Annotated in this window: 34 protein-coding genes; 2 read left to right on the forward strand and 32 right to left on the reverse strand. The window is 44.5% G+C overall.

The features are described 5' to 3' along the window. Positions 1 to 101: 101 nt before the first annotated feature. The 15 genes from PPA03S_RS04755 to PPA03S_RS04825 form a co-directional block, all read right to left on the reverse strand. Positions 102 to 698 carry a hypothetical protein gene (locus PPA03S_RS04755; protein ID WP_062320363.1) on the reverse strand — a complete coding sequence of 199 codons (597 nt, stop codon included), beginning with the start codon at positions 696 to 698 and terminating at the stop codon, positions 102 to 104. A 10-nt stretch (positions 699 to 708) separates the two neighbouring features. Continuing rightward, positions 709 to 1,296 carry a CDP-diacylglycerol--glycerol-3-phosphate 3-phosphatidyltransferase gene (gene pgsA, locus PPA03S_RS04760; RefSeq protein WP_062320365.1) on the reverse strand — a complete coding sequence of 196 codons (588 nt, stop codon included), beginning with the start codon at positions 1,294 to 1,296 and terminating at the stop codon, positions 709 to 711. Next, positions 1,297 to 1,839, reverse strand: coding sequence for a ClbS/DfsB family four-helix bundle protein (locus PPA03S_RS04765; RefSeq protein WP_062320367.1), 543 nt, complete (start codon positions 1,837 to 1,839; stop codon positions 1,297 to 1,299). A 162-nt stretch (positions 1,840 to 2,001) separates the two neighbouring features. After that, the gene (locus tag PPA03S_RS04770; RefSeq protein ID WP_062320369.1) at positions 2,002 to 3,927 is read right to left on the reverse strand and encodes an FtsX-like permease family protein; all 1,926 of its coding nucleotides are present in this window, start codon (positions 3,925 to 3,927) and stop codon (positions 2,002 to 2,004) included. Next, positions 3,924 to 4,679: an ABC transporter ATP-binding protein gene (locus tag PPA03S_RS04775; RefSeq protein ID WP_062320370.1), complete on the reverse strand. Its 756-nt coding sequence runs from the start codon at positions 4,677 to 4,679 to the stop codon at positions 3,924 to 3,926. Before PPA03S_RS04775 ends, PPA03S_RS04770 begins: the two co-directional genes overlap by 4 nt. A gap of 100 nt (positions 4,680 to 4,779) precedes the next feature. Further along, on the reverse strand, positions 4,780 to 5,784 hold the full coding sequence (locus PPA03S_RS04780; RefSeq protein WP_062320372.1) for a sensor histidine kinase: 1,005 nt from the start codon (positions 5,782 to 5,784) through the stop codon (positions 4,780 to 4,782). Continuing rightward, positions 5,781 to 6,470 carry a response regulator transcription factor gene (locus PPA03S_RS04785; RefSeq protein ID WP_062320374.1) on the reverse strand — a complete coding sequence of 230 codons (690 nt, stop codon included), beginning with the start codon at positions 6,468 to 6,470 and terminating at the stop codon, positions 5,781 to 5,783. The genes PPA03S_RS04780 and PPA03S_RS04785 overlap by 4 nt, the downstream gene beginning before the upstream one ends. Before the next feature lie 100 nt (positions 6,471 to 6,570). Then, entirely contained in the window at positions 6,571 to 7,311 is a 741-nt protein-coding gene (locus tag PPA03S_RS04790) for an SDR family NAD(P)-dependent oxidoreductase (RefSeq protein ID WP_062320375.1), read from the reverse strand. Positions 7,312 to 7,375: 64 nt separating this feature from the next. Beyond that, positions 7,376 to 8,095, reverse strand: a complete 720-nt coding sequence (locus PPA03S_RS04795) for a class I SAM-dependent methyltransferase (protein ID WP_062320377.1) — start codon at positions 8,093 to 8,095, stop codon at positions 7,376 to 7,378. A gap of 262 nt (positions 8,096 to 8,357) precedes the next feature. Continuing rightward, positions 8,358 to 8,864 carry a GNAT family N-acetyltransferase gene (locus PPA03S_RS04800; protein WP_062320379.1) on the reverse strand — a complete coding sequence of 169 codons (507 nt, stop codon included), beginning with the start codon at positions 8,862 to 8,864 and terminating at the stop codon, positions 8,358 to 8,360. A gap of 20 nt (positions 8,865 to 8,884) precedes the next feature. Further along, entirely contained in the window at positions 8,885 to 9,355 is a 471-nt protein-coding gene (locus PPA03S_RS04805) for an NUDIX domain-containing protein (protein ID WP_062320381.1), read from the reverse strand. Between the two features lie 28 nt (positions 9,356 to 9,383). Further along, on the reverse strand, positions 9,384 to 9,908 hold the full coding sequence (locus PPA03S_RS04810) for a YfiT family bacillithiol transferase (protein ID WP_062320383.1): 525 nt from the start codon (positions 9,906 to 9,908) through the stop codon (positions 9,384 to 9,386). A gap of 51 nt (positions 9,909 to 9,959) precedes the next feature. Then, positions 9,960 to 10,499 (reverse strand): GNAT family N-acetyltransferase, encoded by a 540-nt coding sequence (locus PPA03S_RS04815; RefSeq protein ID WP_062320686.1) that lies wholly within the window; start codon positions 10,497 to 10,499, stop codon positions 9,960 to 9,962. Further along, positions 10,499 to 11,041 carry a hypothetical protein gene (locus PPA03S_RS04820; RefSeq protein WP_062320385.1) on the reverse strand — a complete coding sequence of 181 codons (543 nt, stop codon included), beginning with the start codon at positions 11,039 to 11,041 and terminating at the stop codon, positions 10,499 to 10,501. The genes PPA03S_RS04815 and PPA03S_RS04820 overlap by 1 nt, the downstream gene beginning before the upstream one ends. A gap of 138 nt (positions 11,042 to 11,179) precedes the next feature. Further along, entirely contained in the window at positions 11,180 to 11,854 is a 675-nt protein-coding gene (locus PPA03S_RS04825) for a class I SAM-dependent methyltransferase (protein WP_245683523.1), read from the reverse strand. 224 nt (positions 11,855 to 12,078) lie between these two features. On the opposite strand from PPA03S_RS04825, the gene PPA03S_RS04830 reads away from it, so the two are divergent. Continuing rightward, positions 12,079 to 12,852 carry a sporulation protein gene (locus tag PPA03S_RS04830; protein WP_062320388.1) on the forward strand — a complete coding sequence of 258 codons (774 nt, stop codon included), beginning with the start codon at positions 12,079 to 12,081 and terminating at the stop codon, positions 12,850 to 12,852. A 108-nt stretch (positions 12,853 to 12,960) separates the two neighbouring features. Here PPA03S_RS04830 and PPA03S_RS04835 read toward each other — a convergent pair whose 3' ends face one another. Genes PPA03S_RS04835 through PPA03S_RS04845 form a run of 3 tightly spaced genes read right to left on the reverse strand, consistent with a single transcriptional unit; the run spans position 12,961 to position 14,392 of the window. Next, the gene (locus tag PPA03S_RS04835; RefSeq protein WP_062320390.1) at positions 12,961 to 13,248 is read right to left on the reverse strand and encodes a hypothetical protein; all 288 of its coding nucleotides are present in this window, start codon (positions 13,246 to 13,248) and stop codon (positions 12,961 to 12,963) included. A gap of 12 nt (positions 13,249 to 13,260) precedes the next feature. Then, positions 13,261 to 13,797: an AAA family ATPase gene (locus PPA03S_RS04840; RefSeq protein ID WP_062320391.1), complete on the reverse strand. Its 537-nt coding sequence runs from the start codon at positions 13,795 to 13,797 to the stop codon at positions 13,261 to 13,263. Positions 13,798 to 13,822: 25 nt separating this feature from the next. Then, complete coding sequence (locus PPA03S_RS04845; RefSeq protein WP_062320394.1) at positions 13,823 to 14,392, reverse strand: DMP19 family protein; 570 nt, start codon at positions 14,390 to 14,392, stop codon at positions 13,823 to 13,825. A gap of 243 nt (positions 14,393 to 14,635) precedes the next feature. Between PPA03S_RS04845 and PPA03S_RS04850 the strand changes: the two genes are divergently transcribed. Further along, positions 14,636 to 15,796 (forward strand): glycosyltransferase family 4 protein, encoded by a 1,161-nt coding sequence (locus PPA03S_RS04850; RefSeq protein WP_245683512.1) that lies wholly within the window; start codon positions 14,636 to 14,638, stop codon positions 15,794 to 15,796. 223 nt (positions 15,797 to 16,019) lie between these two features. Here PPA03S_RS04850 and PPA03S_RS04855 read toward each other — a convergent pair whose 3' ends face one another. From PPA03S_RS04855 to PPA03S_RS04915, 14 genes are all read right to left on the reverse strand, one after another. Then, complete coding sequence (locus PPA03S_RS04855; protein WP_245683513.1) at positions 16,020 to 16,538, reverse strand: NUDIX domain-containing protein; 519 nt, start codon at positions 16,536 to 16,538, stop codon at positions 16,020 to 16,022. 66 nt (positions 16,539 to 16,604) lie between these two features. After that, the gene (locus PPA03S_RS04860; protein WP_062320398.1) at positions 16,605 to 17,267 is read right to left on the reverse strand and encodes an HAD family hydrolase; all 663 of its coding nucleotides are present in this window, start codon (positions 17,265 to 17,267) and stop codon (positions 16,605 to 16,607) included. A gap of 446 nt (positions 17,268 to 17,713) precedes the next feature. Next, a complete protein-coding gene (locus tag PPA03S_RS32735; RefSeq protein WP_157283943.1) occupies positions 17,714 to 17,884 on the reverse strand; it encodes a YHYH domain-containing protein in 171 nt (56 codons plus the stop codon). Positions 17,885 to 17,987: 103 nt separating this feature from the next. Beyond that, positions 17,988 to 18,767 carry a Cof-type HAD-IIB family hydrolase gene (locus tag PPA03S_RS04870; RefSeq protein WP_062320402.1) on the reverse strand — a complete coding sequence of 260 codons (780 nt, stop codon included), beginning with the start codon at positions 18,765 to 18,767 and terminating at the stop codon, positions 17,988 to 17,990. Between the two features lie 327 nt (positions 18,768 to 19,094). Then, the gene (locus PPA03S_RS04875) at positions 19,095 to 20,630 is read right to left on the reverse strand and encodes a PH domain-containing protein (protein ID WP_062320404.1); all 1,536 of its coding nucleotides are present in this window, start codon (positions 20,628 to 20,630) and stop codon (positions 19,095 to 19,097) included. After that, positions 20,627 to 21,130: a PH domain-containing protein gene (locus PPA03S_RS04880; RefSeq protein WP_062320406.1), complete on the reverse strand. Its 504-nt coding sequence runs from the start codon at positions 21,128 to 21,130 to the stop codon at positions 20,627 to 20,629. Before PPA03S_RS04880 ends, PPA03S_RS04875 begins: the two co-directional genes overlap by 4 nt. 113 nt (positions 21,131 to 21,243) lie before the next feature. Continuing rightward, positions 21,244 to 21,804, reverse strand: a complete 561-nt coding sequence (locus PPA03S_RS04885) for a GNAT family N-acetyltransferase (protein ID WP_062320408.1) — start codon at positions 21,802 to 21,804, stop codon at positions 21,244 to 21,246. A gap of 85 nt (positions 21,805 to 21,889) precedes the next feature. Continuing rightward, a complete protein-coding gene (locus PPA03S_RS04890; protein ID WP_062320410.1) occupies positions 21,890 to 22,324 on the reverse strand; it encodes a YhfM domain-containing protein in 435 nt (144 codons plus the stop codon). 55 nt (positions 22,325 to 22,379) lie between these two features. Next, the gene (locus tag PPA03S_RS04895) at positions 22,380 to 23,090 is read right to left on the reverse strand and encodes a hypothetical protein (protein ID WP_062320412.1); all 711 of its coding nucleotides are present in this window, start codon (positions 23,088 to 23,090) and stop codon (positions 22,380 to 22,382) included. A gap of 52 nt (positions 23,091 to 23,142) precedes the next feature. Continuing rightward, positions 23,143 to 23,925, reverse strand: a complete 783-nt coding sequence (locus PPA03S_RS04900; protein ID WP_062320414.1) for a hypothetical protein — start codon at positions 23,923 to 23,925, stop codon at positions 23,143 to 23,145. Between the two features lie 109 nt (positions 23,926 to 24,034). Then, positions 24,035 to 24,190: a hypothetical protein gene (locus PPA03S_RS33210; RefSeq protein WP_162491041.1), complete on the reverse strand. Its 156-nt coding sequence runs from the start codon at positions 24,188 to 24,190 to the stop codon at positions 24,035 to 24,037. Between the two features lie 224 nt (positions 24,191 to 24,414). Beyond that, positions 24,415 to 24,747 carry an HIT family protein gene (locus tag PPA03S_RS04905; protein ID WP_062320415.1) on the reverse strand — a complete coding sequence of 111 codons (333 nt, stop codon included), beginning with the start codon at positions 24,745 to 24,747 and terminating at the stop codon, positions 24,415 to 24,417. 20 nt (positions 24,748 to 24,767) lie between these two features. Continuing rightward, on the reverse strand, positions 24,768 to 25,217 hold the full coding sequence (locus tag PPA03S_RS04910; protein ID WP_062320417.1) for an NUDIX hydrolase: 450 nt from the start codon (positions 25,215 to 25,217) through the stop codon (positions 24,768 to 24,770). 43 nt (positions 25,218 to 25,260) lie between these two features. Next, positions 25,261 to 25,863, reverse strand: a complete 603-nt coding sequence (locus PPA03S_RS04915; protein ID WP_062320418.1) for an HD domain-containing protein — start codon at positions 25,861 to 25,863, stop codon at positions 25,261 to 25,263. Positions 25,864 to 25,886: the final 23 nt, after the last annotated feature.

A 25,886-nucleotide genomic window follows, 5' to 3' on the forward strand; every position in this document is an offset into this window, starting at 1 on the left:
TGGAACACTGCCGTGGCCCTATATTTTTTTGGGTTCTGTTGTAACGACAAAGAAACCCTGCGACTTTCACGCAGAGTCTGCCTTTATTTTTTTAAATGTGCCTATTCCGATAATTGAAGCAACCATTTGCGCAAAGAATGGATCTCTATAAAAATGTCTTCCCCGCCGTTCTTCGGCATGGATATGTTGGGTCTGCCAAGTGTATGATGCTCTTGCAGCATCTTGCTCCACAAGAATTCAATCGCTCTCAAAAGCTCCAACAAAAACTCTTTTTCAGATGTAATGAACTGTGTGAGTATATTCTGAGGAACCAACTCCAAACGAATAGCAAACCTTAATCTGCCCTTTGCCAGCTGCTCCATTTCTAGTACGTAAGGATCGATTCCATAACTCACACAGGCTTTACCCCGCTCCATCAACTTGCGAATAGCTCGCAAGTAGTCCTGCCATATATTCAAGCCACTTGGAACCTCATATCCAATCAGTGGTTGTCCGCCCTCATCGAATACATGAATGGCCATCTGAAGAGAGTCCATTCCAAATTTTCTACTCATGATCAACCGTTCTACCTGTATTCGATCATTCACATCCGCGTATTGAATATCAGGTCTTTGTTTTACAGCAACCAGCCAGTTATCCATTCCACTCTCTTCTTCAATCATAGATCCCGATTTAGCCAGGTACACTCTAGCTTTCATGACAAGCCCCCTACCTACCCAACCTAAGCAACTTATAGTTCACTACAATATAGTTCAAACCCGATAACAGCGTAACTCCTCCCGCCAGCCACAATAAAATCAAATCAACCCGCACATCAGTCAACAAACGAAAGGGAACATTATTCAATAACACAGCGACAATGGCCGCCACCTGCAGTACCATTTTGATCTTGCCATATCGGTCAGCAGCGAGGACAATTCCCTGTTCACTGGCAATCATGCGCAGCGCTGTAATAACAATTTCTCTCCCTATAATGACCACAGCTATCCATGAACCGATCATATCCACCTGAACCATCATAATCAGCGCAGCCGAGATCAACAGTTTATCCGCCAGCGGGTCAAGCAATTTCCCCAGATTGGTGATCTGATTATATTTTCTAGCCACGTAGCCATCCAGCTTATCCGTAACTGAAGCGAACACAAAGATAATCACTCCAATCACCACATCATGCTGATCCAAAAAACGCAAAAGTTCACTCGATCCCTGCATCCATGACGGAAAGGGAATGAAACACAACATAAACAATGGAATCAATGCCATTCTCGCCAGGGTGATTTTGTTAGCCAGATTCATTTAAATTCCTCCCTTAGAACCCAAGTCATCGGAATGTATCTTTTTCCATTTGCGAATCTTGGTACGAAACGACTTGAATGGCGCAACTGAATTAATCTGTATCCACTTCACCATGGCCCATCCAGGCTTAGTCCCCGTCCACTTCCTCATCCCCTGCACAAATAACTCTTCCTCACGAAGTGATTCAATCCAGTTTAACCATTGTTGCTCCGTTTCCCGAAACAAGGACCGCAGTTGCATAAGGGAAAGATCAGCATATTTGTCGTAAAAGGATGCATTCAATGCCCCCAGTTGGTTCCATTGATAATCTGGTGCTGGCATCATGACCACCTCTCCCGCCCTTTCCTTCCTATCCCATCCCATCACAAGATTCATCCATCCCAACTGATAGGCAATCATCTGTGCAGGTGTGCGGTCTACGCCCTCCACAAGTTTATCTTTGCTGCCCTCGCTGATTTCATTAAACTCGACTTCAAACAGCAGATATACACGATGAATGGTTTCGATCAGCTCTTGTTTGGATTCATATATCGGACCAGACATGTTCCCCCTCCTTGGCAACAACCCTATTTCCATCCTCCATCAACATTTCTCCCTTCATCCGTGATCCTCCTTTTTTTCCACAAAAAGAAAGGACAACCTGTATCCCATACAGCTGCCCCTAAAAAATGTATTTTGTTATCTGGCTATCCGAACAATCCTGATCTACAACGATTCCTTAATCACACGTTTGTAATACCATACGGATAATAGGCCAAAGATTGAATACAACAACGTATACACGATCATGACCATGACCGTAGGTGTCACCAGCTCCGTACCGAAGAAGAACCAGCCTGATTTCACGGCAAAATAACTATGACTCAATCCCACGACAAGTGGGATACCAAAATTAAACAATTGCTTGAACTGGATTCCGCGCAGCAGATTGCCTTGAGTAAATCCGAGTTTCCGAAGAATGGTATAGTTCGGTCTCTCTTCTTCACTCTCATTCATTTGTTTGAAATAGAGGATACACCCTGATGTAATCAGGAAAGTCAGACCCAGGAAACCGACAATAAACATAATCAGCCCCATATTGGTAATTTGGTTATTTTTAAGTTCCATCTGCGAGAAGTTAGGTATCGTTAATTTCTGGGCTTTGAAAATGCCATACGCTTCCTCTGCCTGATCAGGATTAAGAATCCGCACCCCGTAATAGTCGGACTCCATCTTCTCCTGCAGCTTGGGATCGAGGTCTTTCAAAAGCTGCCGATATACCGATTCATCCACTACAGCTACCGGCGTGCCAAGAGTATAGTAAACGGGAAGAACCCCTTGTTTAGTTGTGCCTATCAGTTTCTGGTCAATGGTTTGCTTCAATCCATGCAGCACGATTGGACCTTTTTCCTGAATGGAAATTAACTGCTGAATGGCACCCCCGTAACCCATAAAGACCACTTCACCCGGTTTCAGATCGATGTTATCTACCATGCTGTCGGTAACCACACTGCTGAACAATAGTTCTTCCGTTAGGGAATCATCCATAACCTCTTTTGCATCAATTTCAATATATATAGGCTGTCTGTGCTTCTCCTCATATGGAATCTGTTTGGCTTGCAGTTCAGCTACAAAACGATCTTTCACTTCTGCCTGGGCAAAAGAAAAATCTTCCGGCATGCTTTCCTTGGCCTGGGCTTCTGCCGAATAGTATGAGATGTAACTGAGTGACAGCATGCCGATGGCCAGGGCAGATACCGTCGTGATAATGGTGAGTAATAGTGCATTCGACTTCATACGGAACATGATGGAGGATACCGACAGTACTTCATTGATGGAAAGGTAACCGTTTTTGCTTTTGCGAATCAGATTAAAGAGAAAACTGACCGACCCTTTATAAAACATATACGTCCCCAGAATGACCGAGAACAGAATCAGGATCATCGTGTACATCAATTGCTGCATATCCATTACCTCGCCGCTGAACATTCGTGCAGACAGAATATATCCAAATACAATCAGGGCGATGCCCAGAATCCCGATCACAACCTGTCCTGCAGACATCTTCTGCACTTGTTGCTCTGTTGTGGACGTTACCCGAAAAAGCGAGAGAATGCTCTGCGCTCTGATAAAGATGTAGTTCATCAGCATGATGAGCAAGTACATGGCCGCAAATACAATCAGCGTCTGCACCAGGGCCATCGGTGAAAAGTACAGCTTCGTAATTGCGTCAATGCCGATAATTTTGAACAATATCATCAATATCAGCTTGGAACCGAGAAACCCGATCAGCACACCAATGACCATGGAGCCAAAGTAGAGAATACAATTTTCCGCACTCAAAATGCCAAAAATTTTTCCCTTCGTCAGGCCGATCAGCTGAAACAAACCAATCTCCTTACTGCGTCGCTTAATAAAGATCGTATTGGCATAGAGTAGAAAAATGCCCACAATGACAATCAATAACACAGAGGAGGCGCCAATTGCCGCCGCTCCTTTGGTTGATTCGGCAACCTCATCCATCGACGGATCATACTGTAACGTCACAAATGAAAAATAGAGCGCCACACTAAAGATGAGGGCAAAGACGTAAAGATAATAATTCTTCAGGTTTTTCCTCAGATTGCGAAAAATGATGTAGTTCAGACTCATGGCTGCACACCACCCAACACGCCCTGAGTTTTGATAATGTCGTTGAAGAAGGATTGCCGAGACTCGTCTCCTTTATTTAATTGGCTGTAGATCTGACCGTCCCGGATAAAAATCACCCTGCTGCAATAACTTGCGGCAAACGGATCATGGGTAACCATAATAATTGTGGCCTGATGTTTGCTGTTCATATCACTCAATTTCCCAAGCAGGTCCGAGGCCGATTTGGAATCCAGTGCGCCTGTCGGCTCGTCAGCGAAAATAATGCTAGGATCATGCACGAATGCACGTGCCGCCGAAGTTCGCTGCTTCTGTCCACCCGAAATCTCGGACGGATATTTATCTTTCAACTCATAGATGCCCAGTTCACGGGCAATTTGTTCGAACTTCAGGTGGGCCTCATGCTTTGGAATGTTTGTAATGGAGAGCGGCAGAAGTACATTTTCCTTTACCGTAAGGGTGTCCAGCAGATTATATTCCTGAAAAATAAAGCCAAGATGATGTTTCCGGAATTCAGCGAGCTGTTTCTCCTTCATGCCGGTGAACTCCTGACCCTCTATGTCAATCGTGCCCTGACTTACCCGATCGATCGAGGAAAGAACATTCAGCAGCGTCGTTTTCCCCGATCCCGAGGGCCCCATAATACCGACAAATTCGCCTTTACTTACGCCGAGATCAATCCCCTTCAGGACCTCCTGTTTATTTAATTTGTTGCCATAGACTTTATGAATTTTTTTGGCTTCCAGTATCCACATTTCCCACTCACTCCTCTTTGGTATATCTCCATCATAGGCGGGATGCTCCAATTTATCGTGCGATTCACCGAACAAAACCAAAAAGCATGTGACAATGTTGTCACACGCCTGCAAGATGGATCATGTCATTCTTTCGCGGGAAGGTTAGCTTGACGCCGGTTCCCTCTCCGGGAGCAGACTGTACCTGAATATCTATATGAAGTGTTTGTGCCACCTGCCTTGTCAGATACAATCCCATTCCCGTTGCCGACCCCTCCAGCCTGCCTTTGGTTGAAGTGAAGCCTTTATCAAAGATACGCGGTAAATCCTGAACCTCAATCCCTCGTCCATGATCCTGAATGGTCAGCATGATGTGCCCGTCCTGTTCCCTGCTTTCAATGACAATGTCAGCGGAATGACTGTATTTCACCGCATTGCTAAGCAGCTGTCGTATGATAAAGCCTAACCATTTGCTGTCGGTCAGCACTTTGGTCACATGTAACGAGACGTCGAAGCCAATCCCTTTGGATATGCACCACGACTTCAAAGCTCTAATCTCACCATTCAAAACCCGTTCAAGTTCCGTTTCTTCCACAAACAAATCATTATGCATAAATGGAATACGCTTCTGGTGAAGCTGCTGATCAAGCAGTTGGTGAATTCGCAGCCATTCATACGTCATCTGACCCTGCAGCTTGTCATCCGGCATACGTTCAATCATCAATTGCAGCGCGGTTAGGGGCGTCTTCACCTCATGAATCCAGGCCAACATCTCATCCTTCTCCTGCTCCAGCAAAATAAAATGAGACGAAGACTCCTTCCGATGACGTTCGGTCTGGGAAGTCACGGCATCGTGCACAATTCGTTCAAAAGGGCTTTCAGCGATATCCAGATCCCCCGAATCATAGGTATGATCCCAGGTGGTTAATCTTTTGTAGAACCGGGTCTCTCTTGGATATCTCGCCCAGATAAAAACGAAGCATACGACTACATTCAGCACGACCATATACGCTACAGATCGGAATGGAATGGACGTGTCGATATAGGCCACAAACAAAATGATGAGCTGCATGCTTACGAGTAAACATAGCCAACTAAGCTTTTCCCGGATGTACTTGCCAATCATGCTTCCGCCTCTTCCGTTGCCATATAGCCCTGCCCCACCTTGGTTTCGATATAACCATCCAGACCCAGCGGCTCCAGCTTTTTGCGAAGTCGATTGACGTTGACCGTCAGCGTGTTGTCACTCACAAAATGTTCATGATCCCATAAGCTGCGAATCAAATCTTCCCGGGTCACAATCTGATTTTTGTGCTCAACCAGCACTTTGAGAATGAACATCTCATTTTTGGTCAAAAGGACCGATTCATGGTCATGGGTAAGTGTATTTTTCACATATTCAATGGTAGCCCCGCGCCATGTGCGCAGCTCTATCCGTTCTGTATTGTAGTTGTATACTCTGCGCAGGGTGGCCTGAATTTTGGCAATCAGCACATCGAAATGGAAAGGCTTCTGGATAAAATCATCTGCGCCCAGATGCATCGACATGACCATATCCGTAGGATGATCCCTTGAGGACAGAAAGATAATCGGCACATTGGAATGAGCGCGGATCATGCGACACCAATGAAATCCGTCATACTGGGGAAGCTGAATATCAATAATGACCAGCTGTGGCTGAATGGCACTATATTCCTGCATGACTTTGCCAAAATCCTGCACACCATACACGTCATATGACCACTGGGATAGTCGTTCTTTGATTTCACTGAATAACGATTCATCGTCTTCAATGAGCATAATTTTAAACATATACCTTCACCACGTTTCTGTTCTTCTTGGGCAGTTAAGTTATTAAGGTAGACTTCTCCGAGATAAACGTTACGGGTACGAATCGTTCTTTCGATCGCTGTTATCCCTCCATAGCATGTAGAACCTTGCTTGGATCGCTGATTTCTTCCAAACGTTCAATCAGTTGCTTTGCGACATCCTCTGGCGATCTTAATTGACCTGCTTCATACACCTGACCGAATACCTCAGACAATGCGAATTCCTCTGCACTCTTGCCTCTTGCCACAGCCTGCAGCTCAGTATCTACCATCCCCGGATCGAAGGCAATCACTTCAACGGGATTGGATTGCCCGGATTGCTCCATCGCTACGCACTGGGTGAACATGTTCATCCCTGCTTTGGACGTACAGTAAGATGCCATTGAAGGTGCCGGATAACTTCCTGAACCGGAAGACACATTGACTATTTTTCTTCGTGTGCTCAGGTGGTTGGTGAGTTGTATAAAAGATGAGGTCATGATCATGGGTGCTGCCAAACTGATGTTCAGATGAAGACGGATCTCCTCGGCGTTGCAATGGTCTATTGGTTTCAACGGCTCCAGCATCGCTGCATTGTTTATGAGCCCAATGAATTCAGCCTCTTGCAAAGGAATCTTTTTCAAAATGCTTGAGACAAGGTCGGCGATGCTATGGATATCTGCAAGATCAAACTGAATATGCTGGTAACGCATATACGTTTCCTCCAATTCAGACGTTCCGCGTGCAATACCATAGACGTGATCTCCCTTTTCCAATAACAGCTCGGCGATCTGTTTGCCGATTCCTTTGGATGTACCTGTAATAATAAAATACCTTTGTCCCATTTTCTAGCCGCCTTTCTCTCGCTTTGTACAATACTGGTCAAACCTACGACCTTTAAATCGATAACTATACGTTGGGTTTTCTCCATAAGGTCACCCACAAAATGGGCAAGCCAAAACACATATCCTCCTGGCCCTTCGTCTTCATCGGGCGCAACTCTACGCACTCAAATGGATCTTCCAGCAAATAGCGAAGCTTTTCCTCCGTAAAAGCCAGACCGCCTTTCATCGACTTCTCACGATATACCTCCCAATCGTCCATAACGCTCTCCGGTCCACCCTGACCACCAAATCCTGGAGCAAAGCAGGTCATCCCAAAATACCCTCCAGGTTTGAGTCCGTTGTGAATCATCTGTATGTAGGGAATTCGCTGATGTGGCAGCAGATGATGCAGACAGCCCGAATCATAGACGAGATCGTACTCTTCCTGTGGCGTAAGTTCAAATGCGGATTTACATTCAAAATTCACTTCAAGCTGTTCTTCCGCTGCTCTTTCTTTCGCCCAAGCAATGGCTTGCTCCGAGAGATCATAAGCATCCACTTCATAGCCTTCGCGAGTTAGATACAGTGCATTTCTTCCCGGACCACATCCGAGTTCCAATGCTTTGCCCCCAGCTAATATTCCTGAATTCACATGCGCTACCAGATTTTCGTCCGGTTTGTTTGGAAAAAAGGGGATTGGACGGTTCCGATCTTCATAAAACGGCTCCCAAAATTGCTTTGCTGATCTGAACTCTGCATCGAGCATGTCATATAGATCTTGGACACTTTTAATCGTATTTTTCACAGATACATTCCTCCTCATATTCACAAAACAGCCTTCATATTCCCTCTTATGTATCGACCTCTGTACACACCAATTGCCCGCTTCATCACGGTTTATGCGCAAATTAACTACACTCTATTATAACATTTTCACCCAATCTTACTCTATTTTCCTTGTACAATTCTAGCCGGAAATAGCCTGTATCCTATTGAAAAAACGACGTTCAGAAGAAAGAAATCCTCTATCTCCCAGACGTCGTTATTCATCATTGTTGAGGGTCCAATTAGCTTAACTTCTTCGTAAGATACAGTACGACATCGTCATCAATGGTCGTTTCATCGCCCCACTTGAGATAACGATCATGCTTGTGAATACCCTGACCATCCGGAATATATCCACGACGGGCATACAGAATTTGAGCTTTGCCATAATCGGAAAACACCCCGACACCAATCCCTGCTGTATCGGCTCTCTCCTGAATCACTTCTTCTGCCCGGTCCATCAACCGTGTGCCTATTCCCTGACGCTGATACTTGATCAGCACATTAAAATCATTGATTTCCGGAATGCCCTTTTCCCTGAATGATGGGTAGTACGACTTCCACAATACATTCACGTATCCGGCAAAAACTCCATTAAGCTCCGCTACCAGAGTCACCCGCTCACCATTCTGCTGTTCTGCAAGATAGTGCAAATACTGCTCTGCTGATTTCTCCCAGCCCTGTTCCTGAAACGCTTGAGATATGATCACTGGGTCGCTTTCATTCAATAGTCTGATATGTATATTCATTGAAGTAATCTCCTTAATAGTTATAGATATTCAGACAAATTTAGATCCACAAAGTGTTCGCGTGTTCCTTTGGCAGAATACCCCTTCCACTGATGCAATAAAGAATAAAACATGTCTCCAAAACTCATACCCTCTGGCAGTATATCCACCATTTTTATCGCACCAATTTCCGAATTAGGTTCCATCGATACAGCACGGAATTCCGTAATATTCGCATAATAGACCATGCCAAGTTTTCCGTTCATTTCATAGATTCCGAAAGGTTCAAGCATAAACTTCATTGCCCCTGTCTCTTCATACAGTTCTCTTCCAGCAGCTGTAAGAACAGATTCGCCAGCTTCGCGACTACCTCCTGGGAATTCCCATCCTCCACGTTTAAGGTTATGAACCATGACGTATTTTTCCTGGAACTGAGAAACCATGATGACAAACTGAATCTCTTGTTCCAATTCATGAAATTCACTTAGTTCCAGCCACTGTTGCTCTATCATTAGTAATTACACCTCACATATCTCACTGTTAGATTCCCAACCTGCTTCTAAGCGAGGTGATATGGGCAACGTGATGTCTACCATGCCAGGCGTATACGCCCAAATTATAGTCCAATCTGGTCGTTTCTTTGGATGCGGGATGATAAAAGGTTTTGGCATAGTCTGCATCCGTTAATGTGTCTAATAGCGCTACCCAACGACGATGTAACGCATCTAGGATCTGCAAGGAAAGCTCGACGTCCAGCTCCCGCGAATCACTCAGTTCAGCCCACCGCTCTTCGTAATATGGTCTTATCGTGGGATTATCCTCGGTCAGCGCCAGCTTGAAACGAACCATGCTGTTCATGTGGCTATCTGCCATATGGTGTATGACCTGTTTGAGCATCCAGCCCCCTTCCCGGTAAGGCAACCTCAATTGTTCTTCACTCAATCCTTTGACCGCTTCGCGGGCACGCTCCGGCAGCTCGGCAATATCCTGAATCCATTGCTTCCGCTGCTCTGGTGTGACCTCGCCCGTATGTACAAATGATCCAATCGGGTATCTCAAATCCATCGATCATTCCTCCTTGGTTAATTGATTCAATAAAATACCATAGTGCTCTGCCTAAGGGGCATACTCCATCAGCCAGCAGTCTCTCATCTGCCCTTCGTGCAGCTCATGTTCTGGTAAAAGTCTGACCTTCCTGAGACCACACTTCTCGTAACAGGCTATGGCACGATCGTTCCACGTTTGCGGGTCCATGACCACTTTCCGGGCTTGCCTCTCGTTGACCAGATAGGCCAACATGGATTGTACTAGTTGTGTGCCAATACCGCGGTTCCAATAATCAGCCTCTCCAATAAACTGATCTGTTCCATAGATGATTTCATCCGTGTCTCCGTAACCATACTCATTTCGTTCTTCCTCCTCCAATTCATAGAACTGGATATAGCCGATTGGTTTACCTTCATATTCAACCATACAACGATACTCAGCATCGTCCTGTGTATAAAAATTCGCTCTGACCATATTCAGATCATGCGGCCGATCACGGCCTTCGTAATATTGGAGCACTTTAGGGTCAGACAACCATTGAACAAGTCGCTGCTCATCTATTTCATCCAATAAACGTACGATAATCTCATTCGATTGATAAATTAGCATCATTCCGCATACTCCTTAATGATTTCCAATGGCTCTCCAGAGACCCAGCTCAGGTCCTTGCCTAACACTTTTTCCTGATGAACATAATAGATCATGGGTATCCGAATCGGTTCTGCTTCATCACCCAAAGGATGAATGGTAAAACGCATCTTGTAAGTACCCACTGCATCAGGTATGGAGAACCCTGCAAATTCAGTAATCGCCGTTGACGACTGCCCCTGTAATGCCTGACGAAGAATTTCTTCCATTGCACCTGTGCTGCCGACGGAAGTAGGTTGAATAAATCGGTTATCCTCTTTGTCATTAAAAGATATTGAACCCCAGCCTGGTACAAAGGGATATACCATGTGCAAGCCCTTCTCTTCTTTTGTGCGAGTAATGGTTAATTGCACCTCGTATTCATCCGTTGCTGTCTGCCGAATCGTGCCCTTCATGTTAACATCCTGCGCTGTAACGCCTGGAGCCAGATTATTATATACAAGAAACACTGCTACAATAATAATTGCAATGCCAGTCATCCAAAATATCGTACTTCTTCGCATGCATTTAACCCCCAAGCTGATTAACCGTAAGTCTGAAGTAATTCACTCTCCATTAGGGTCTGTGTAACTCTGTCCAGTTCCTGAGAAGCAGACCAATCACTATGTGTATTCAAACCATATTTAATCGTATGGATAACGCTATTTGCTGACATGGGCCTTCCAGATATATTTGTGCTCACGCACAGCAATTCTCCCCTCAATCTGATTTTCCTTCAGCTTAACTTGAAGCTGTTCATGGTACTCAGGCCGCGTGTAATCCGGGTTTCCGGGAATATCGGAAAGAAAGATAGCAAACTCTTTTTCATCCGAGAAAACCATTAAGGCCTCGTTGAATTCCTCAATCTCAATGTCTTCATACTGATTCGTGCGCAACCTTTCCTGTACTTTGCTTACATCGGTATGAATACCAAAGATCACGCCACCCTTTCGGAGCAATCTCCCATGTTCAATAATGGACGTAGGTCCTCTCCGGTCATAGATCAGGTCGAACTGTTCGTCTTCGAAGGGCAACTCCGTTTTGGTTGTGGCGCAGACAAAATCAACATTTCTGATGTTACTGGCTTCAAGGCTAGCCTGTGCAATACGCAGCAGCTCCTTCGAGTTGTCTAAACCCGTAATATGACCGGTATAAGCCGACACTTTTAATGTAAATTCACCATGACCACAACCCACATCAAGCACCGAATTATGCTGAGGAAGCAACTGCATCAAACGGGCTTCAAATACATCTTCTGCCGAATTACCCTCCCAGGTAAAAACCGACCTGCCCTTGTATCCTCCGTTACGCCGTGCGATCATGTCATACCATTCCATGCCCAATAGATATCCCCCCAGAAGAAAATCCCATATTAAACAACATTCGACACAGACAAGTTGATTCCCCTGTTCCTCAGGTTAACTTTTTTTTCGTCAAAGAGTTTTAACCATTCTCATCTTATGCTTGTTAAAATTTGAAACGCTTCTCTCGTAGGCTCCGTATTAAGGTCGAAGTCGTATTTTTCCCCTGAATAAACCAATAGGATGTGGAGGTTGAACGAATGTCTTTTTTCAAGAAAATGTTAGCCAGTGTAGGTGTTGGAGCAGCCAAAGTAAATACAGAATTACATACACCTGAGGTTACGCCTGGAGGAGTCATCTCTGGGATCGTGTACATCGAGGGTGGAGACGTGGAACAGAATGTAGACCGAATCTACCTTACGATCAAAACCCATTACCTACGGGAGCACAATGATCGAAAAGTAAATGAAACTGCCGTTGTAGCCAAATACTTGCTTACAGAAGGTTTTATATTACAGCCTGGTGCCAAACTGGAGAAATCCTTCTCATTCGATCTGCCCGAAAATCTTCCAATTACACTGCACCGTGCAGAAGTATGGGTTGAAACGGGCCTCGATATCTCAAGCGCCATGGACCCCTCAGACCGGGACAGACTGCACGTCGTTCCTACAAAAGATATGAATACCGTGCTTGATGCAATTGACCTCCTTGGTTTCAAGCTGCGTGAAGTGACCAATGACTATGCTCCAAAGCTTGGTGGTAATCTTCCCTTTGTACAGGAATTTGAATTCGTGCCCACGAGCAAGTTCCGCGGTTATTTGGATGAGCTGGAAGTACTGTTCTACCCGATGGGGGATTCGCTGGAACTGTTACTTCAGATCGACCGCCGCGCACGTGGTCTCGGTGGCATTTTCTCTGAGGCGATGGGCACAGACGAGAGCTTTGTCCGTCTGCATCTCTACGAGAGACACCTTGCACGGGGTGCACATTCGGTCGCTCAAGGTCTGGAAGAAGTCATTTCCAAGCATCTATAATCTATTAAAAATAGACCAAAAAACAAAAAACAGTTCTCCTACCAACTTTCATTGGTATAGAACTGTTTTTTGGCTATGTTTTTCTTTTATTAATAAACAAAGCCTACCTCAAGAACGCTGTGTCCAGCGCTGTATCCCCGAACGAAGACCATAGTATGCAGCAGCAAGCAAGAGAAATCCAACAGCAGCGATCAGAATGGAAGTCATATCCCAACGGGCAATAGAGCCAAAAGCAACCTTGGACTGCAACATCGTGACGGATGAATCGTTGTTCATTTCAGGTACATAATTAAGCGTCATTAACATGCCTTGAACAACATTCCAAGCCATAAAACCCAGTGTAAATAGCAAAGTTACCAACAGGGATTCCACACCTAATCGTTTATTGATACTCATTATTTTGCCTCCTCATTTACGGTTTGGCAACACTTTGGAAATGATAACATTCACCACATCATCTGTTGTTTGGTCATCCGTTTGAATGTACTCTTCAAAGCGTGCTCCATGGAATGCTTCGACACACTTAACCGCTTGTTTAAAAGTCCATCCTCCAGGCTTATCCCCGCGCTTCAACAATCTCTCATGTAATGTTTCCATCGATGTCATCAGGGTAAAATGTAAAAGATCCGCGTCCAGCTCCCTCAGACCACGATGGATATAACTGAACTGCTCTGACTTGTAGATGGTCATCGGAACAATCAGATGTTTGTCATACTTCTGTCTGATTTCACGGGCGACCTTCACGGTAAGGACTTTCCACAGCTCCATATCCTGAAAATCGTCCGTTTTCTCCACTTCCATCTTGACGTCATCCACAATCACGTTTCTTAACATGTAACCAATCTCTTCAGGATCGTAGATCATGCTGTTCGGAATTCGCGGCTGCAGCTTGGTTGCAGCAGACGTTTTGCCCGAGCCAAATGCCCCATTAATCATCACAATCATAGTGACGCCCTCCTGCCTGTCAGATTCAATTCGACAAGAGCTGCTCCAGCTCCTGTTTCAGGCGCTCTTTGTTCGTATCCACATATTGATAAAGGAGTTCAAACACCTCTTCATTATCCGATTGCATGCTTAAATGACCCGCTTCCAGCTCCACCCGTTGCAAAACCTCATGGATCTGTTGTCCATGCGTATTCAGGGTCGTCGTTACATCCTGTTCGGAGAGTGCATTCACATTCTCTCTTAATTGCTCAGGTGTCACACCACTTTCGGATAACATATGCTGGATGTTCTTCAGAATCTCTGCATCCGCATCATTACCTATGCGCTGCATTGCTTCCGTCGTTTCACCCAGAAACTGTCCGCTTGCATTTTCAAGAAAACCAGTGATGCCACTCATGGACAGCTCTGTATCCAGATCTACGATTAGAATAGTATCTCGCAAAACCTGTGGAAGTTCAGGTCCGCATTCCCGAATAGTCGCAAATTCCGCACGATACAGATCCATGGCTACACTTCCCACCACTTCTTCACCCGACATGCTTTCAAGCTGATCCAAGGGTAACAATTGCTGTAATTCTTCCTGTAATTTGTTCATCTCTCTCTGCCTCCTGTATCTCTCTCTATATATAAGTTGGACGAATGATTTCACACGGGTCCACTATAACTAAACGCCTTTACATCATAGCAGAATAGGTTATATAAGTTTATCCGTTGTACGTTTGCACCCAATCAATCGCCTGCACACTTTACACGAAATACAGATAAAGTTAACCTGCATTTGACTGCTGGAAAATGATCCGCTGTTATGATCTTGTCATCAAGAGTCTTGGGAGGGGTTATGATGCGCCTGGCCTTGTTCACCGACACCTATGTTCCGGATACCAATGGTGTTGCCGGTACGCTGCACCGCTTGAGTAATCACTTGAACCGCAAAGGAATTGAGCATCTGCTATTCACACCGCAGTCTGTTATTGAAGGCAACGATGCCGCTCCGGTCCGTTCGGTTACCAACATCCCCTTTTTTCTCTATCCGGAATGTCGTATTGCCTTACCTAATCGAGCATCCATCCATCGGGAGCTAAAGACCTTTCAGCCAGATCTGCTGCATATCGCCACTCCGTTCAATATGGGTCTTTTTGGTCTCAGGTATGCGCTCAAGCACCAGCTTCCACATGTCATCTCCTACCATACCCACTTTGATCGTTACCTCGAATACTACAGGTTAAACAGCATTATCTCTCTCTACTGGAAGTACATTCAATGGTTCCACCGGGCTTGTGATGCAACATTAACACCGTCTCAGGAGACCTTAAACTCATTGCAATCCAAAGGGATTCAGCGTCTGAAGCTATGGTCTCGCGGGATCGATTGCAGCCTGTATTCACCTGATAAACGAAGCTCCGATATCCGCAGCCGTTATAATATAACAGCGCCTCTAATTTTACTCTACGTTGGACGAATTGCCCCAGAAAAAGATATCGCTACCTTCACCCTTGCCATGCAGCAGTTGCCAGAACATATGCAATCCCGTGTTCACTGGATCATTGTAGGCGATGGGCCTTTACTTCCCAAAATGCGTGTGCAATCCCCACCCAATGTCACCTTTACAGGGTACCTGCATGGTGAGGAGCTTGCTGTTATGTATGCTTCGGCAGATCTCTTTGTGTTTCCTTCCCCAACAGAAACATTTGGCAATGTGGTGCTGGAAGCGATGGCTTCAGGATTGCCGGTTCTCGCAGCGAATGGAGGTGGTGTAAAAGACTTGGTTGCACACCATCAAAGCGGTGTTTTGTTTGAGCCTGGCCGTGCGGATGCATTGATTCGGGAGATATGCCTCTGGGAAGATCATGTGGATCATCTGAGGGGGATGGGACTTGAAGGGCGAAAACTTGCTCAACAGCGTTCGTGGGATGACATTTTTGACAGGTTGGTCGAAGATTATGAGGAAGCCATCGAGAATCGGAGAAGACGCACGAAAGATCGAATCATCACAGCTTGATTTTCATTAAATTATCAAAATGAATAACGGGTGATTACTACTACCCCGAACCCACCTGTTGAAGTTTGGATATCAACATCCTTCCTCCTTCCAATGATTACATCATAAAAAGAGCGGGGATGTGCTGACATCCTCACTCTTTAGATCTGCAGACTACAATCGGTTGAAGTATGGCTTTTCCCAACAGAAATAGATCGCTTTCCTGGCCAAGGGGGTCTTTTTTTTATACAACAGGTTCAAATGATATCGTGTCTTGCAAGATGCTCCATGCTACCCTTGGTTTGGCTGCTGCCCCTTCTCCATTCAGAACATTCCCGATCCAGATCTCGTCGGTCCCCTGGTTCTGCAAAAAGTGCCGGATCGCAGCTTTAATCAGAATGGATGTATGTAAATCCAGCAGCTCATCCAAAGGTATCCAAAATAAATCTCCTTCATCTGATGGAATAAATGCTCGATGTGTCGTCTCACCAAAATATACAAACTGCTGCCGAACTTCACCGTCACTATACTGCAACAGCACATATCGAAGACGGAAATTATCAATTTCCGCTTGCTTGAACCCCGTCTCTTCTTCAATCTCCCGGTAACTGGCGGTCATTGGTGAGTTAAGCTCGCCGTGCTCCAGATGCCCGCCAATACCACCCCAGAACTCAAAATCGAACAGCTTGCTGCCTGCCTTCTTCATCATCAACATGTCTTTTCCATTACTCAAAAAAGCAGTAGCCATTTGTCTGATCTCCATGTGCACCTTCCTTTCGTGTTCTATTATGTAATAGGACTGTTTCAATCGAATCTGTGTCTATCTGCCCTAAAGCAAATCCTTTAATTCACCAAGATGCTCAATAGCATGCAATGGTTTGATCGTAATGCTGTCCTGCCAAGGTTGGTTGACCTTCATCCAGATCGTGCTCATGCCTACCTTTGCTGCGCCTTCAACATCATTTACGGGATGGTCTCCAATGTAGATACACTGCTCGGGTGAGAGGTCGAAATGATCCAGTGCCAGTTTGAAAATACGAGGATCAGGCTTTTTGACCCCAGCCTCTTCCGAAACGATAATATGATCAAAATCATCCCGAATGCCAAGTTGGTCGATTTTGCCGTACTGAATCTCGGTCTTACCATTGGTGATTAAACCTGTTTTATATTTTCCTCTGAGATGCTGAACCACTTCTCGCGCCTGCTCCATCAGTACAGCACTTCTCACATACTCTCTGCCATAGAACTTCATCAGCTCCGCGTGAGGTGGGTTCTCAGCCCAAGGTAATTCATGCAGCAGTTCGTTGAACAACACCCCTTTGTCCTTGTAACCGTCCTCATCCAGCTCAATGATTCTTTTGAGGATATCATCCGTAGTCTCAAGATGAGCAAAATAAGTCTTGATCAAGCTCTGGCCGAAGCCTTCAAAGGTGCTTGTTCTGTTGAGAATCGTATTGTCCAGATCAAAAATAATCGCTTTAATATGATCCATCGTCATTCTCCTCCTGTCTAATCTGCAAAACGTTTTCGGGCTGTATCGAAGTCAATTTCAAAAAATGGATATTCCGGATCAAAACAGATGACTCATCTACAAAAGAATGCTCTTTAGCGACCTGCCATATATGCGGGATATCCGATGCTGTAGCGGGTTCGATCGCACATCGATTCTTTGTCATCAATGTTCTTTTCTCAATAATAGCTCCAGTTTCCGATTCGTTTCGACCTGCTCTTGAACTAAGTGTTTAGTTTTACTTTCTATGCTGATGAGTGTGATCGTTATAATAATCATACAAATAATTCCGATAAACATCATAATACAGCTCACCTCTATCGTAATGTTTAGTCTATTCTGTTAGCTGCAACACGACCATGAATTATAAACATGCAAACCCAACCATAGATCAGACCCGGGCCGGGTTTACCTTGTAAAGCTCATTTTCATTTCTTCTTTTTGTGATAATGGTAGCCTGTGCACAGGCCCTTTTGTTTGGATTTCGCGGAACAATTATGTCCACCATTTTTATCCAGTCTGCCTGAATGGGCATAAGCTGAAGAAGATACACCAATAAGTACGACAAGAGACAGGATTACAATAACAACCTTTTTCATAAGTCACCCTTCGATCACACCCTATGCTTTAGGGCTTAATTCATCCTCCATCATTCTACAGGAAAACCCATAATTAGGATATCCCTATTACTCCAAAATTTGCTTATTCTATCATTTTAAACTCCCTTAACGCATGGGTGATGCCATCTTCACTTGCTCGCAGCGTGACATAGTCTGCACTTTGTTTGACACGTTCTCCCCCGTTTCCCATCGCAATGCCGAGACCCACGTACTCTAGCAAATCAATATCATTTTCACCATCCCCAAAAGCCATTGCTTCCTCTTTCGATATATTCAGGTGGGCGAGCACTTTCTCTGCCGCTATCGATTTGGATACTACGTTCTCTTCCAGTACGTTAGACACATAAGGATGAAACCTTACGAATTTTAATACAGGGAATCTGGAATGGAATTTCTCCGCCTCGGCTTGATCGGCATATAAACAAATGCAATACACTTCTTGTTCCAAAGAAGGGATGGCCACCGGATACTCCATCAGACCGAGCGTTTCTCTCAATGCATCAGTGACACGCACATCCGTTGTGCATAAGCCATTCATCTCGAATGACTCTGTAAAATAAGAAATACTGCTTCCATTCAGCTCGGCAAATTCACTGAACTCTCTAACCATTCGTGCAGAAAGCACCGATTTATGTATCACTTCTTCACCGATCTTGATCAATGCCCCGTTAGCTGAAATTATGGTGTCTATTCCAAGCTTCATGAAATCTCCACATAAATTATACGGTCGGCCAGTGACCAGAACGACTCGTATCCCTCTACGAACCAATTTTCGAACCGAATCCTCTGTTCCTGGGGAGAGACTTCGATCCTTCTCACTAAGTAACGTACCGTCCACGTCCATAAATACGATTTTAATCAATGGAACACCTCCTAAGCATATCAATTGAACTAAAGAATATTTACACTTGCCACTCCTATGACAGAGCAACCTTCCGATCGCTGTTATCCCCAGATTTTTTGGATTCCTATTTTTCAAAGGGGAAAATCCGGGGATAAAGGCGAGGGATATGCTTCCGATGCAGCTTTCTTTACAGAAAGCTTGTAGCTCCGCTTCTTCAGGTTATTTCTGTCCTCTCCGTTCTCGTGTAAATATTTAGTTCAATTGATATAGCAAGTAAGCATCGATCTTCAATAAAAAAGACAAGTGCATAGTAAACTTGGCAGTCTTCCTGCACTTGCCTTTACCTTAACGGGTCTGGACGTTCTGCCTTCGCTCCATGTACCACAACTGAAATGCCTCTACGGCTTCAGGCGGAATATCATTTATCGTGTGATTTAGAACAGGTTTGGCACGATTTACGGTTTGAATCGAAGCAACACCAAACCAGCGCTGCAGCAGATGACGGGTAATCTGTACCTCAATGACTTTCTCCCGCTTGGAGATGTATAGTGTTGAGGTTAACGCACCGGTTCGCAACTGGATGAAATTCTGATTCAAGGTATATCGTGTATGGGAGAAATCAGCTATTCTGCATATGACAATCCACAGTAACAGAATAATGGAAATCATCCACCATGCCTGATTCTGTCCCAAAATCACCGGTTTGAAATAAAACAATAACCCAGATGCAATGATCCACACCCAGCTTGGTGTCAGCAAGCGCAGCCATAATGATCTTCGTGGAAGCTTTTGCATCTCCTGCGTAACCTGATAGGATGGCAAAATCTCGGAGATCATATCATACGCTTGCTTCACAGGCAGAAAGGGATAGAGCGTATTTACCTCCTGCTCGGATTCACCTACTCCACCTGCGGTCGTTAGTTCCACTTCTGCCAGTCCAAGCATCCTTTTCATCGGAGACTGCGTGATTTTTACTGCCTGAACCCGTTCCTTTAGAATCGAAAATGCAGTCTGTTCCAACATGCCTTTCGTAATATAGATCCGTTTGCGATCAGAGGATATTTGGAAATCGCCATACTTCACAAAGGTTCTGACAATACCAAGCATAATGGAAACAGCAATAAGTCCTGTGATCATTAATGCGGCAATCCACCAAGTGTCCAACCACGTTAATACGAGACTTTCCGTTACTTTTTCATTAGGAAAGAAATCTTTTATCGAAGAATAGAGAGATCCCAGAATCGGAATAAGTACCAGAAAGCTGAGTGAAGTAAACGAAGCTTTGAATATATCCTTGCGGGTAGACTGATAGTGGACATCCCGCTCAAGCTCCTCTTTTATGGGCAGCGAAATCTCTTCTTCCGTTGTTACGTTTTCGGGCTGATTTTCTAATTCCACGATTTGTTCCGTAACATCACTGCTCACAACTGCTTCCGACACATGTCCTGCTACAATCCTATCAAGCCGATCTGCTTCAGAACGCGTAACCGCTTGTAACTGAAAAGAAGCATCTTCTCCCTTAATTCCCGTCTCAAAACGAATGGAAGTGACTCGGAACAAACGATGAAACAACGATGTATGCCGGTTCGCGTTCTGAATTTTGGTATAAGGTATCGTTCTCCTTGTCCGATTGAACACTCCACTGTAGATCTGGAAAGCCTTCTCATCTGCGGTATAACGTAGCGTAAACCAGCTCCAAATTATGCTTATCACACTAAGCCCGATAGCCACATAAAAGACGATTCTGCCATACATAATCCACGTAGACGCCGAGCCATGACGGAGAATAAATAAAAAAACGATAAATGCAAAAGAATTTTTCACCAGTTTCCACAAACTCCAAAGCATGGCTAACGGGTGCTGTCTCTTCATCTCGTTCATTCATCCACCTCGTTAATCCTCGCATAGGAAGCAATCTGATGGCGCAATTCAAGTGCAACTTCCTCTGGCAGCACCGGGATCGTATGAGATGAACCCATCGTGCCCACCGATACAGAATACAGGCCATATTTTCTCAAAAGGGGGCCTTGGTTCGTCGTGACGGATTGTATTTTGGCCATAGGGATGATCTGATGTACCTTTTTCAAAGCCCCGTGCTTCAATTGCAAGAACTCCTCATTGGCATCGTAATACCAATGCTTGTATAACAATGAAGGTCGGATGAAAATCTCCCATACCGCATAGAGCACTGAAATGACAGTCACTCCCCACAACAACCAACCAATCCACGCCTTCCATCCATAGATGGAATCCAGAACCAGCAGTGCTGCAAGCACGATCAATCCTATTCCGTTCGATATAATCGCACTGATTCTCCATATGGTTATGGCATTCGGCGATAAACGTTGCTCAGGTGTATTCCACTGTATTTGCTGCTGCATATATTCACTCCTTTTCTTACAGTACGAAGCATAGTCCTCTACCGATGCAGAAAGATTAGCTTAGTAAAAGAGATGACCCCTGCTCAGTACAGGTTGTCATCTCTTGGGTCATTTTATTTTGCAACAAAATCCTTCACTTCACATAACCACACCATATGGTCTGTTCCTTCACCCCAATAGTTCTTTGCCACGGCGTAGGGTTCTCCGAACTTTCGCTGCCATTTCTTCTGTGCTGTCCGGTAGCCGCTATCCAGACAAAATTGCGTAATCTCACGCCTGTGAAGTTCAGCAGCGAGGGCCTGAATAAGAGCAGAACCAATCCCCTGACCTTGTACCTCTGGCAAAACGTAGAGACTGCCCAATTCCCCTACTTGGTTCAGTTGGTTGGCTGTGCATTCTTGAATCTCCTTACCGCAAGGCCCATAGGAAATGGTTCCCACGACGGTATCTTCCCTTTTGGCAAGCAAAAAGAAGACACTCGATTCCTTGTTGTTGTCAGGATGTAAAGCTAGGTGAAGCATCGCTTTTTTGTGTTCAATTTCATCGCGTATGTCTTCGTGCAGGGACCCTAGCCCCTCCTTTATAAATGCATTCGTAATGGATGTCTCGAATACCTGGCAGGCACTCTTCGTATCCGATGATGTTAAAGGTTGAATGGTAATCAGGTGACTCATATGACTGTCTCTCCGTTATCGTGTAAATTATTTTGTTAAACCTATATAGTAAACTGCTTACCGATGTATTCAGTGATCTTCTATGTTAGTCCGTATGACTCTGAATCAGTTTTCTTACCTGGTTAGAATTCTCGATGGGTATACTGTATCCGACGTGGGTTTCCTCATGGCTGACCAGAAGGGCTGACTGCTTGGAATCTTTGCCTATGGACAAATCATACTTGGTTATGGAGTCATCTGCATTTGTTAAATCCATATTGTACTCCACGCTATAATCAAGGCTTCCTGATATACGTTCTGCTTTGTTTATAGCCTCGATAACGATTCCAATCTCAACAGGATCTTCGAATTCCACATCTTCGCACGCTTCAATTGTGAAGTTTGAGTTGCAGGTTAATGAGATGAGCGAAGGTAACGCTTCTATCGGATCAGAATTAGTACTATTTGAATGGTTGCAGCCTGTGAGAAGTCCTGCAAGGAGTACCGCGAAGAGGGCTGAGAGAATCCTTACTTTTTTCATCAGCACATGTACCTCCCAATCCTGCTCAACACATGAGCGTAAACTCTCTACGTAATTATCGTAATTTAGCCTGGATGCTTATGTTCGCGTGCTGCAGCTCAATGTCCCACCCATGGAACAGCACTTTCAAACGCTGTACGATATCATCTACAAAAGTACTTATCTTCACATCCGTAATGTACTGAGGAATAATACCGGGTTCGTTGGCGCGCTCATTAAAAAAAGAAAACGTATGATCACGCCAGCGGAGAATCTCCTCTGCGGTTAATAGATCAGCAATATCATAGCCAGACGCGGTTTCAAGCACCTGCCAGACTTCTCCACTCCAACTCGCCTGTTGATAGAGGTTAAAATCAATCTGATCCGTCTCCTGGTAATACAGACGTCCAAGTTCATCCTTGGTTCGGTTTATACCCGAATCTTGGTCCGTCATGGTAACCTGCTTCACAAATGCCGGATGAACACTTCTGAACCAGTAAAAGTCCGTCAGGACATGCATAAAGTAGCCTCGCACAAACCACTTCCATCTCTCATCTACGTGCAGCTGAATGTAGGTTAAATAACGTTCTTTTAGCTGCTCAACGTGATCCCCTTCAGACTTGGGATTAAAATGGGTGTTTTCCTTATCCGCTCTTGTCCAGCCCTCGCGCATATGAATGGAGTCAGGTGCAATATTCCCCAGATAGAACGGACCTCGCTCAACATGTCCTTGCAAGGATTCAGCAAAAAGAACAGCTACATTTAAATGGACCATTGGCAGTGGCATAGAGATCATTCTCCTTTTTCGCAAAATCTGTTACACATACAAAAGAAACAATTTAGCCTCTGCCCCGCACTCGCTCTGTTTGGATTACCTCAAATAACTGCTCCAAATCCGTATGAAGTTCCGGCTGTTCCTTAATGAGCAGGCTTATGTATTCCGACCCACATTCATAGAAAACAAGACGATTAAACGGGGCTGAATCCCCCATATGATTGATTTCGAGTCCCCATTGCTCCCGAATCCGATTCTCCATATATCTCGCGTACCCTTCGTTCCACTCCAGCCAGTTGAAGTACTCCCCTTGTTCTTCACTCAAAGAACTAAACAGGGCTACTCTCGCCTCTTTCACTTGTAAGAGATCCCCGCTCTTCAAGGCTGACAACAACGAAGTAATTCGCTGGACAACCATCTCATGGTCATAAGGAAACTCATAATCCAGTTCCCATGTGACACGTTTGATTTGCTCCATCCGGCGTTTGATCTCAAGACGTTCACTAATATGGCTATATTGTTCATATACGTAACAATGGACAAACTCATGAAAGAGGTAGACTTTCTGCTCGAAATTTTGGAATGCTGCATCCGTCACCACTGCGCATATCCGTTCATCCATGTGATGTACCGGGAACGCTGCAAGGCACTCATCGGGAATGTTCAGGTCATCCGGGACGGTTTTTACCCACTCATATTGCTCCGTCTTGGACGAATAATCATAGATATATAACAAAGATTCAAATGCTACAACCACGGGATAATGCTCTGCGAATAAGGGATGTATACTGACCAAATCCTTTTGTAGCACCTGCAATTCGTTGATTTGCTCTAAAAAAGTATCCATGTCATTTACCCTCTCTTTAGTTGAATGATGAGTTAATCATAACAATAGAGCAACAATAAAACACTGAGAGAAAAATGATAATTCTATTGTTGAGGGATATTTCTACAGCTTAGAACCGTTCTCCTCGTTTCTCATATAGATAAATGTCCAACGCCTGAATCCCGCGTTTAGCAAGTTTGATAAATAAAATGAGGGCATATACACCCAAACCGAATAACACCAAGTTAAATAAAACTGCGAATGTTGAAATGAATGAAAAGCTCATCACAATTCCTCCTTTTTTATCAACGTACTGAATTCATAATTCATATGATCATCATGATTTATAAATAGTTCAACTTATTAATTCACCAACCTATTTTAGCATATTTTACCTCCCTTTACTTTCTTCAATCAAATTCCTCATTCTTGATAGAGTGAATTCTAATCATTAAAATCAAAAAATCTTCCCCCGAACATCCGGCTGGAAGACTTTACTTAAGACTGATTCTATTGGATACGTTCACCACTTACCACATGCCAGTGTTGATGCTTTGAATCCTGGTAAGTGCCCAGGTTAGTTACGATTTTCGAAGACCCGGTATGGGCAACCATGTCCGCAGCAATCTTTTTGATGACGCGCATGATCTCCAGTAGCAGTTCATCATTATTCTCTTCTTCTTGTGAAATGAACGATTGGATATGGATCTTTGGAATAATAACGATATGATGTTTGTAGTATGGTCGGGTATGATGGTAAGCCAGCACCTTGTCTGTTTCCATGACGATATTTACTTTGGTATTACCATTAAGCACTTCATCACAATAAAAATCCTTTGTCATATACGACCTCTTTTCACTACTTAGTTAATATATCCCGCCTTTTTCAGCACATATTCCGTGAACGGATTAATCTCTGGGATTGGCATGCTCAGATCAAAATAACGCAGTTCCAGTCCTTCATCATCCATGACGATTGGTTCACCTTGAATTTCAGTAGCTTCATAGACAGCCATGACATTATATACTTCATCTCCATGAGGATACTTGTAATACATATCCTGACCTGAGAAAACGGCAATGAGTTTATACGCACCCGCTATCAATCCAGCTTCCTCATATAATTCACGGGCAGCAGCTTCTTCCAAAGATTCTCCCGGTTCCAATGATCCGCCAAGGGTCCCCCAATCCAGACTATCTGTCCGTCTTTGCAATAGCAGATGGCCCTGCTCATTGAAGACCAACACACATGAACCAGCCATGATCAGAGGGCGCGTCCCCACCAGCTTCCTCAACTCCATGATATATCCCATAAAGATTCTCCCCCGTCTGTAATCAGATAAGTTCAACGTGTCTCTAAGACTTGGATTCGGTCAAGATTCCCTTGTCTACGGAATTTTGGATAATCTGCTGTGCGTACGTCCACAATGTTTCGGAACCGTTCTTAATCTCACGATTTCTATTTAACACCTGTTCACTCGTAATATTGTATTTCTGCCACGTATCTCCCTCATTCTGATGATTGTGAATCAACGGCTGCAAACGATCCATCGAAGAGGCAAACTGTGCTTCATGGGTCTCCTTTGCCTCGAACTCCAGCCACAGGTTCAACAATTCCTTGGCCTGTTCTTCAGGCAATATCCCGAACAACCGATGCGCTGCCTTGATCTCGCGATCGTATTTATCCGTATACCCTACGGTATCGTAGGCAAATGTATCTCCGGCATCGATCTCAACGAGGTCATGAACGAGAAGCATCTTAATGACTTTGAGAATATCCACCTCCTTGTTGGAGTGACTCTGCAAAATCAAGGCCATCATCGCCAGATGCCAGGAATGCTCCGCATCATTTTCGAGTCTGTCGCCATGGATGATTCTCGTTTTTCGTTCAATGGTTTTCAGTTTATCAATCTCAATCAAAAATTGAATCTGCTCCTGTAGTGATTCGTTCACGATCATTCTCCCTCCAGTACTTTTCCGAA

The organism is Paenibacillus pabuli NBRC 13638, from assembly GCF_001514495.1.
GTDB classification, from domain to species: Bacteria; Bacillota; Bacilli; order Paenibacillales; family Paenibacillaceae; genus Paenibacillus; species Paenibacillus pabuli.

Coding starts and splice junctions, on each gene's coding strand:
- PPA03S_RS04755 (WP_062320363.1), bottom strand. CDS start 698: ATGAAAGCTAGAGTGTACCTGGCTAAATCGGGATCTATGATTGAAGAA.
- pgsA (WP_062320365.1), bottom strand. CDS start 1,296: ATGAATCTGGCTAACAAAATCACCCTGGCGAGAATGGCATTGATTCCA.
- PPA03S_RS04765 (WP_062320367.1), bottom strand. CDS start 1,839: ATGTCTGGTCCGATATATGAATCCAAACAAGAGCTGATCGAAACCATT.
- PPA03S_RS04770 (WP_062320369.1), bottom strand. CDS start 3,927: ATGAGTCTGAACTACATCATTTTTCGCAATCTGAGGAAAAACCTGAAG.
- PPA03S_RS04775 (WP_062320370.1), bottom strand. CDS start 4,679: ATGTGGATACTGGAAGCCAAAAAAATTCATAAAGTCTATGGCAACAAA.
- PPA03S_RS04780 (WP_062320372.1), bottom strand. CDS start 5,784: ATGATTGGCAAGTACATCCGGGAAAAGCTTAGTTGGCTATGTTTACTC.
- PPA03S_RS04785 (WP_062320374.1), bottom strand. CDS start 6,470: ATGTTTAAAATTATGCTCATTGAAGACGATGAATCGTTATTCAGTGAA.
- PPA03S_RS04790 (WP_062320375.1), bottom strand. CDS start 7,311: ATGGGACAAAGGTATTTTATTATTACAGGTACATCCAAAGGAATCGGC.
- PPA03S_RS04800 (WP_062320379.1), bottom strand. CDS start 8,864: ATGAATATACATATCAGACTATTGAATGAAAGCGACCCAGTGATCATA.
- PPA03S_RS04805 (WP_062320381.1), bottom strand. CDS start 9,355: ATGATAGAGCAACAGTGGCTGGAACTAAGTGAATTTCATGAATTGGAA.
- PPA03S_RS04810 (WP_062320383.1), bottom strand. CDS start 9,908: ATGGATTTGAGATACCCGATTGGATCATTTGTACATACGGGCGAGGTC.
- PPA03S_RS04815 (WP_062320686.1), bottom strand. CDS start 10,499: ATGCTAATTTATCAATCGAATGAGATTATCGTACGTTTATTGGATGAA.
- PPA03S_RS04820 (WP_062320385.1), bottom strand. CDS start 11,041: ATGCGAAGAAGTACGATATTTTGGATGACTGGCATTGCAATTATTATT.
- PPA03S_RS04825 (WP_245683523.1), bottom strand. CDS start 11,854: ATGGAATGGTATGACATGATCGCACGGCGTAACGGAGGATACAAGGGC.
- PPA03S_RS04830 (WP_062320388.1), top strand. CDS start 12,079: ATGTCTTTTTTCAAGAAAATGTTAGCCAGTGTAGGTGTTGGAGCAGCC.
- PPA03S_RS04835 (WP_062320390.1), bottom strand. CDS start 13,248: ATGAGTATCAATAAACGATTAGGTGTGGAATCCCTGTTGGTAACTTTG.
- PPA03S_RS04840 (WP_062320391.1), bottom strand. CDS start 13,797: ATGATTGTGATGATTAATGGGGCATTTGGCTCGGGCAAAACGTCTGCT.
- PPA03S_RS04845 (WP_062320394.1), bottom strand. CDS start 14,392: ATGAACAAATTACAGGAAGAATTACAGCAATTGTTACCCTTGGATCAG.
- PPA03S_RS04850 (WP_245683512.1), top strand. CDS start 14,636: ATGATGCGCCTGGCCTTGTTCACCGACACCTATGTTCCGGATACCAAT.
- PPA03S_RS04855 (WP_245683513.1), bottom strand. CDS start 16,538: ATGGAGATCAGACAAATGGCTACTGCTTTTTTGAGTAATGGAAAAGAC.
- PPA03S_RS04860 (WP_062320398.1), bottom strand. CDS start 17,267: ATGGATCATATTAAAGCGATTATTTTTGATCTGGACAATACGATTCTC.
- PPA03S_RS32735 (WP_157283943.1), bottom strand. CDS start 17,884: ATGAAAAAGGTTGTTATTGTAATCCTGTCTCTTGTCGTACTTATTGGT.
- PPA03S_RS04875 (WP_062320404.1), bottom strand. CDS start 20,630: ATGAACGAGATGAAGAGACAGCACCCGTTAGCCATGCTTTGGAGTTTG.
- PPA03S_RS04880 (WP_062320406.1), bottom strand. CDS start 21,130: ATGCAGCAGCAAATACAGTGGAATACACCTGAGCAACGTTTATCGCCG.
- PPA03S_RS04885 (WP_062320408.1), bottom strand. CDS start 21,804: ATGAGTCACCTGATTACCATTCAACCTTTAACATCATCGGATACGAAG.
- PPA03S_RS04890 (WP_062320410.1), bottom strand. CDS start 22,324: ATGAAAAAAGTAAGGATTCTCTCAGCCCTCTTCGCGGTACTCCTTGCA.
- PPA03S_RS04895 (WP_062320412.1), bottom strand. CDS start 23,090: ATGCCACTGCCAATGGTCCATTTAAATGTAGCTGTTCTTTTTGCTGAA.
- PPA03S_RS04900 (WP_062320414.1), bottom strand. CDS start 23,925: ATGGATACTTTTTTAGAGCAAATCAACGAATTGCAGGTGCTACAAAAG.
- PPA03S_RS33210 (WP_162491041.1), bottom strand. CDS start 24,190: ATGAGCTTTTCATTCATTTCAACATTCGCAGTTTTATTTAACTTGGTG.
- PPA03S_RS04905 (WP_062320415.1), bottom strand. CDS start 24,747: ATGACAAAGGATTTTTATTGTGATGAAGTGCTTAATGGTAATACCAAA.
- PPA03S_RS04910 (WP_062320417.1), bottom strand. CDS start 25,217: ATGGGATATATCATGGAGTTGAGGAAGCTGGTGGGGACGCGCCCTCTG.
- PPA03S_RS04915 (WP_062320418.1), bottom strand. CDS start 25,863: ATGATCGTGAACGAATCACTACAGGAGCAGATTCAATTTTTGATTGAG.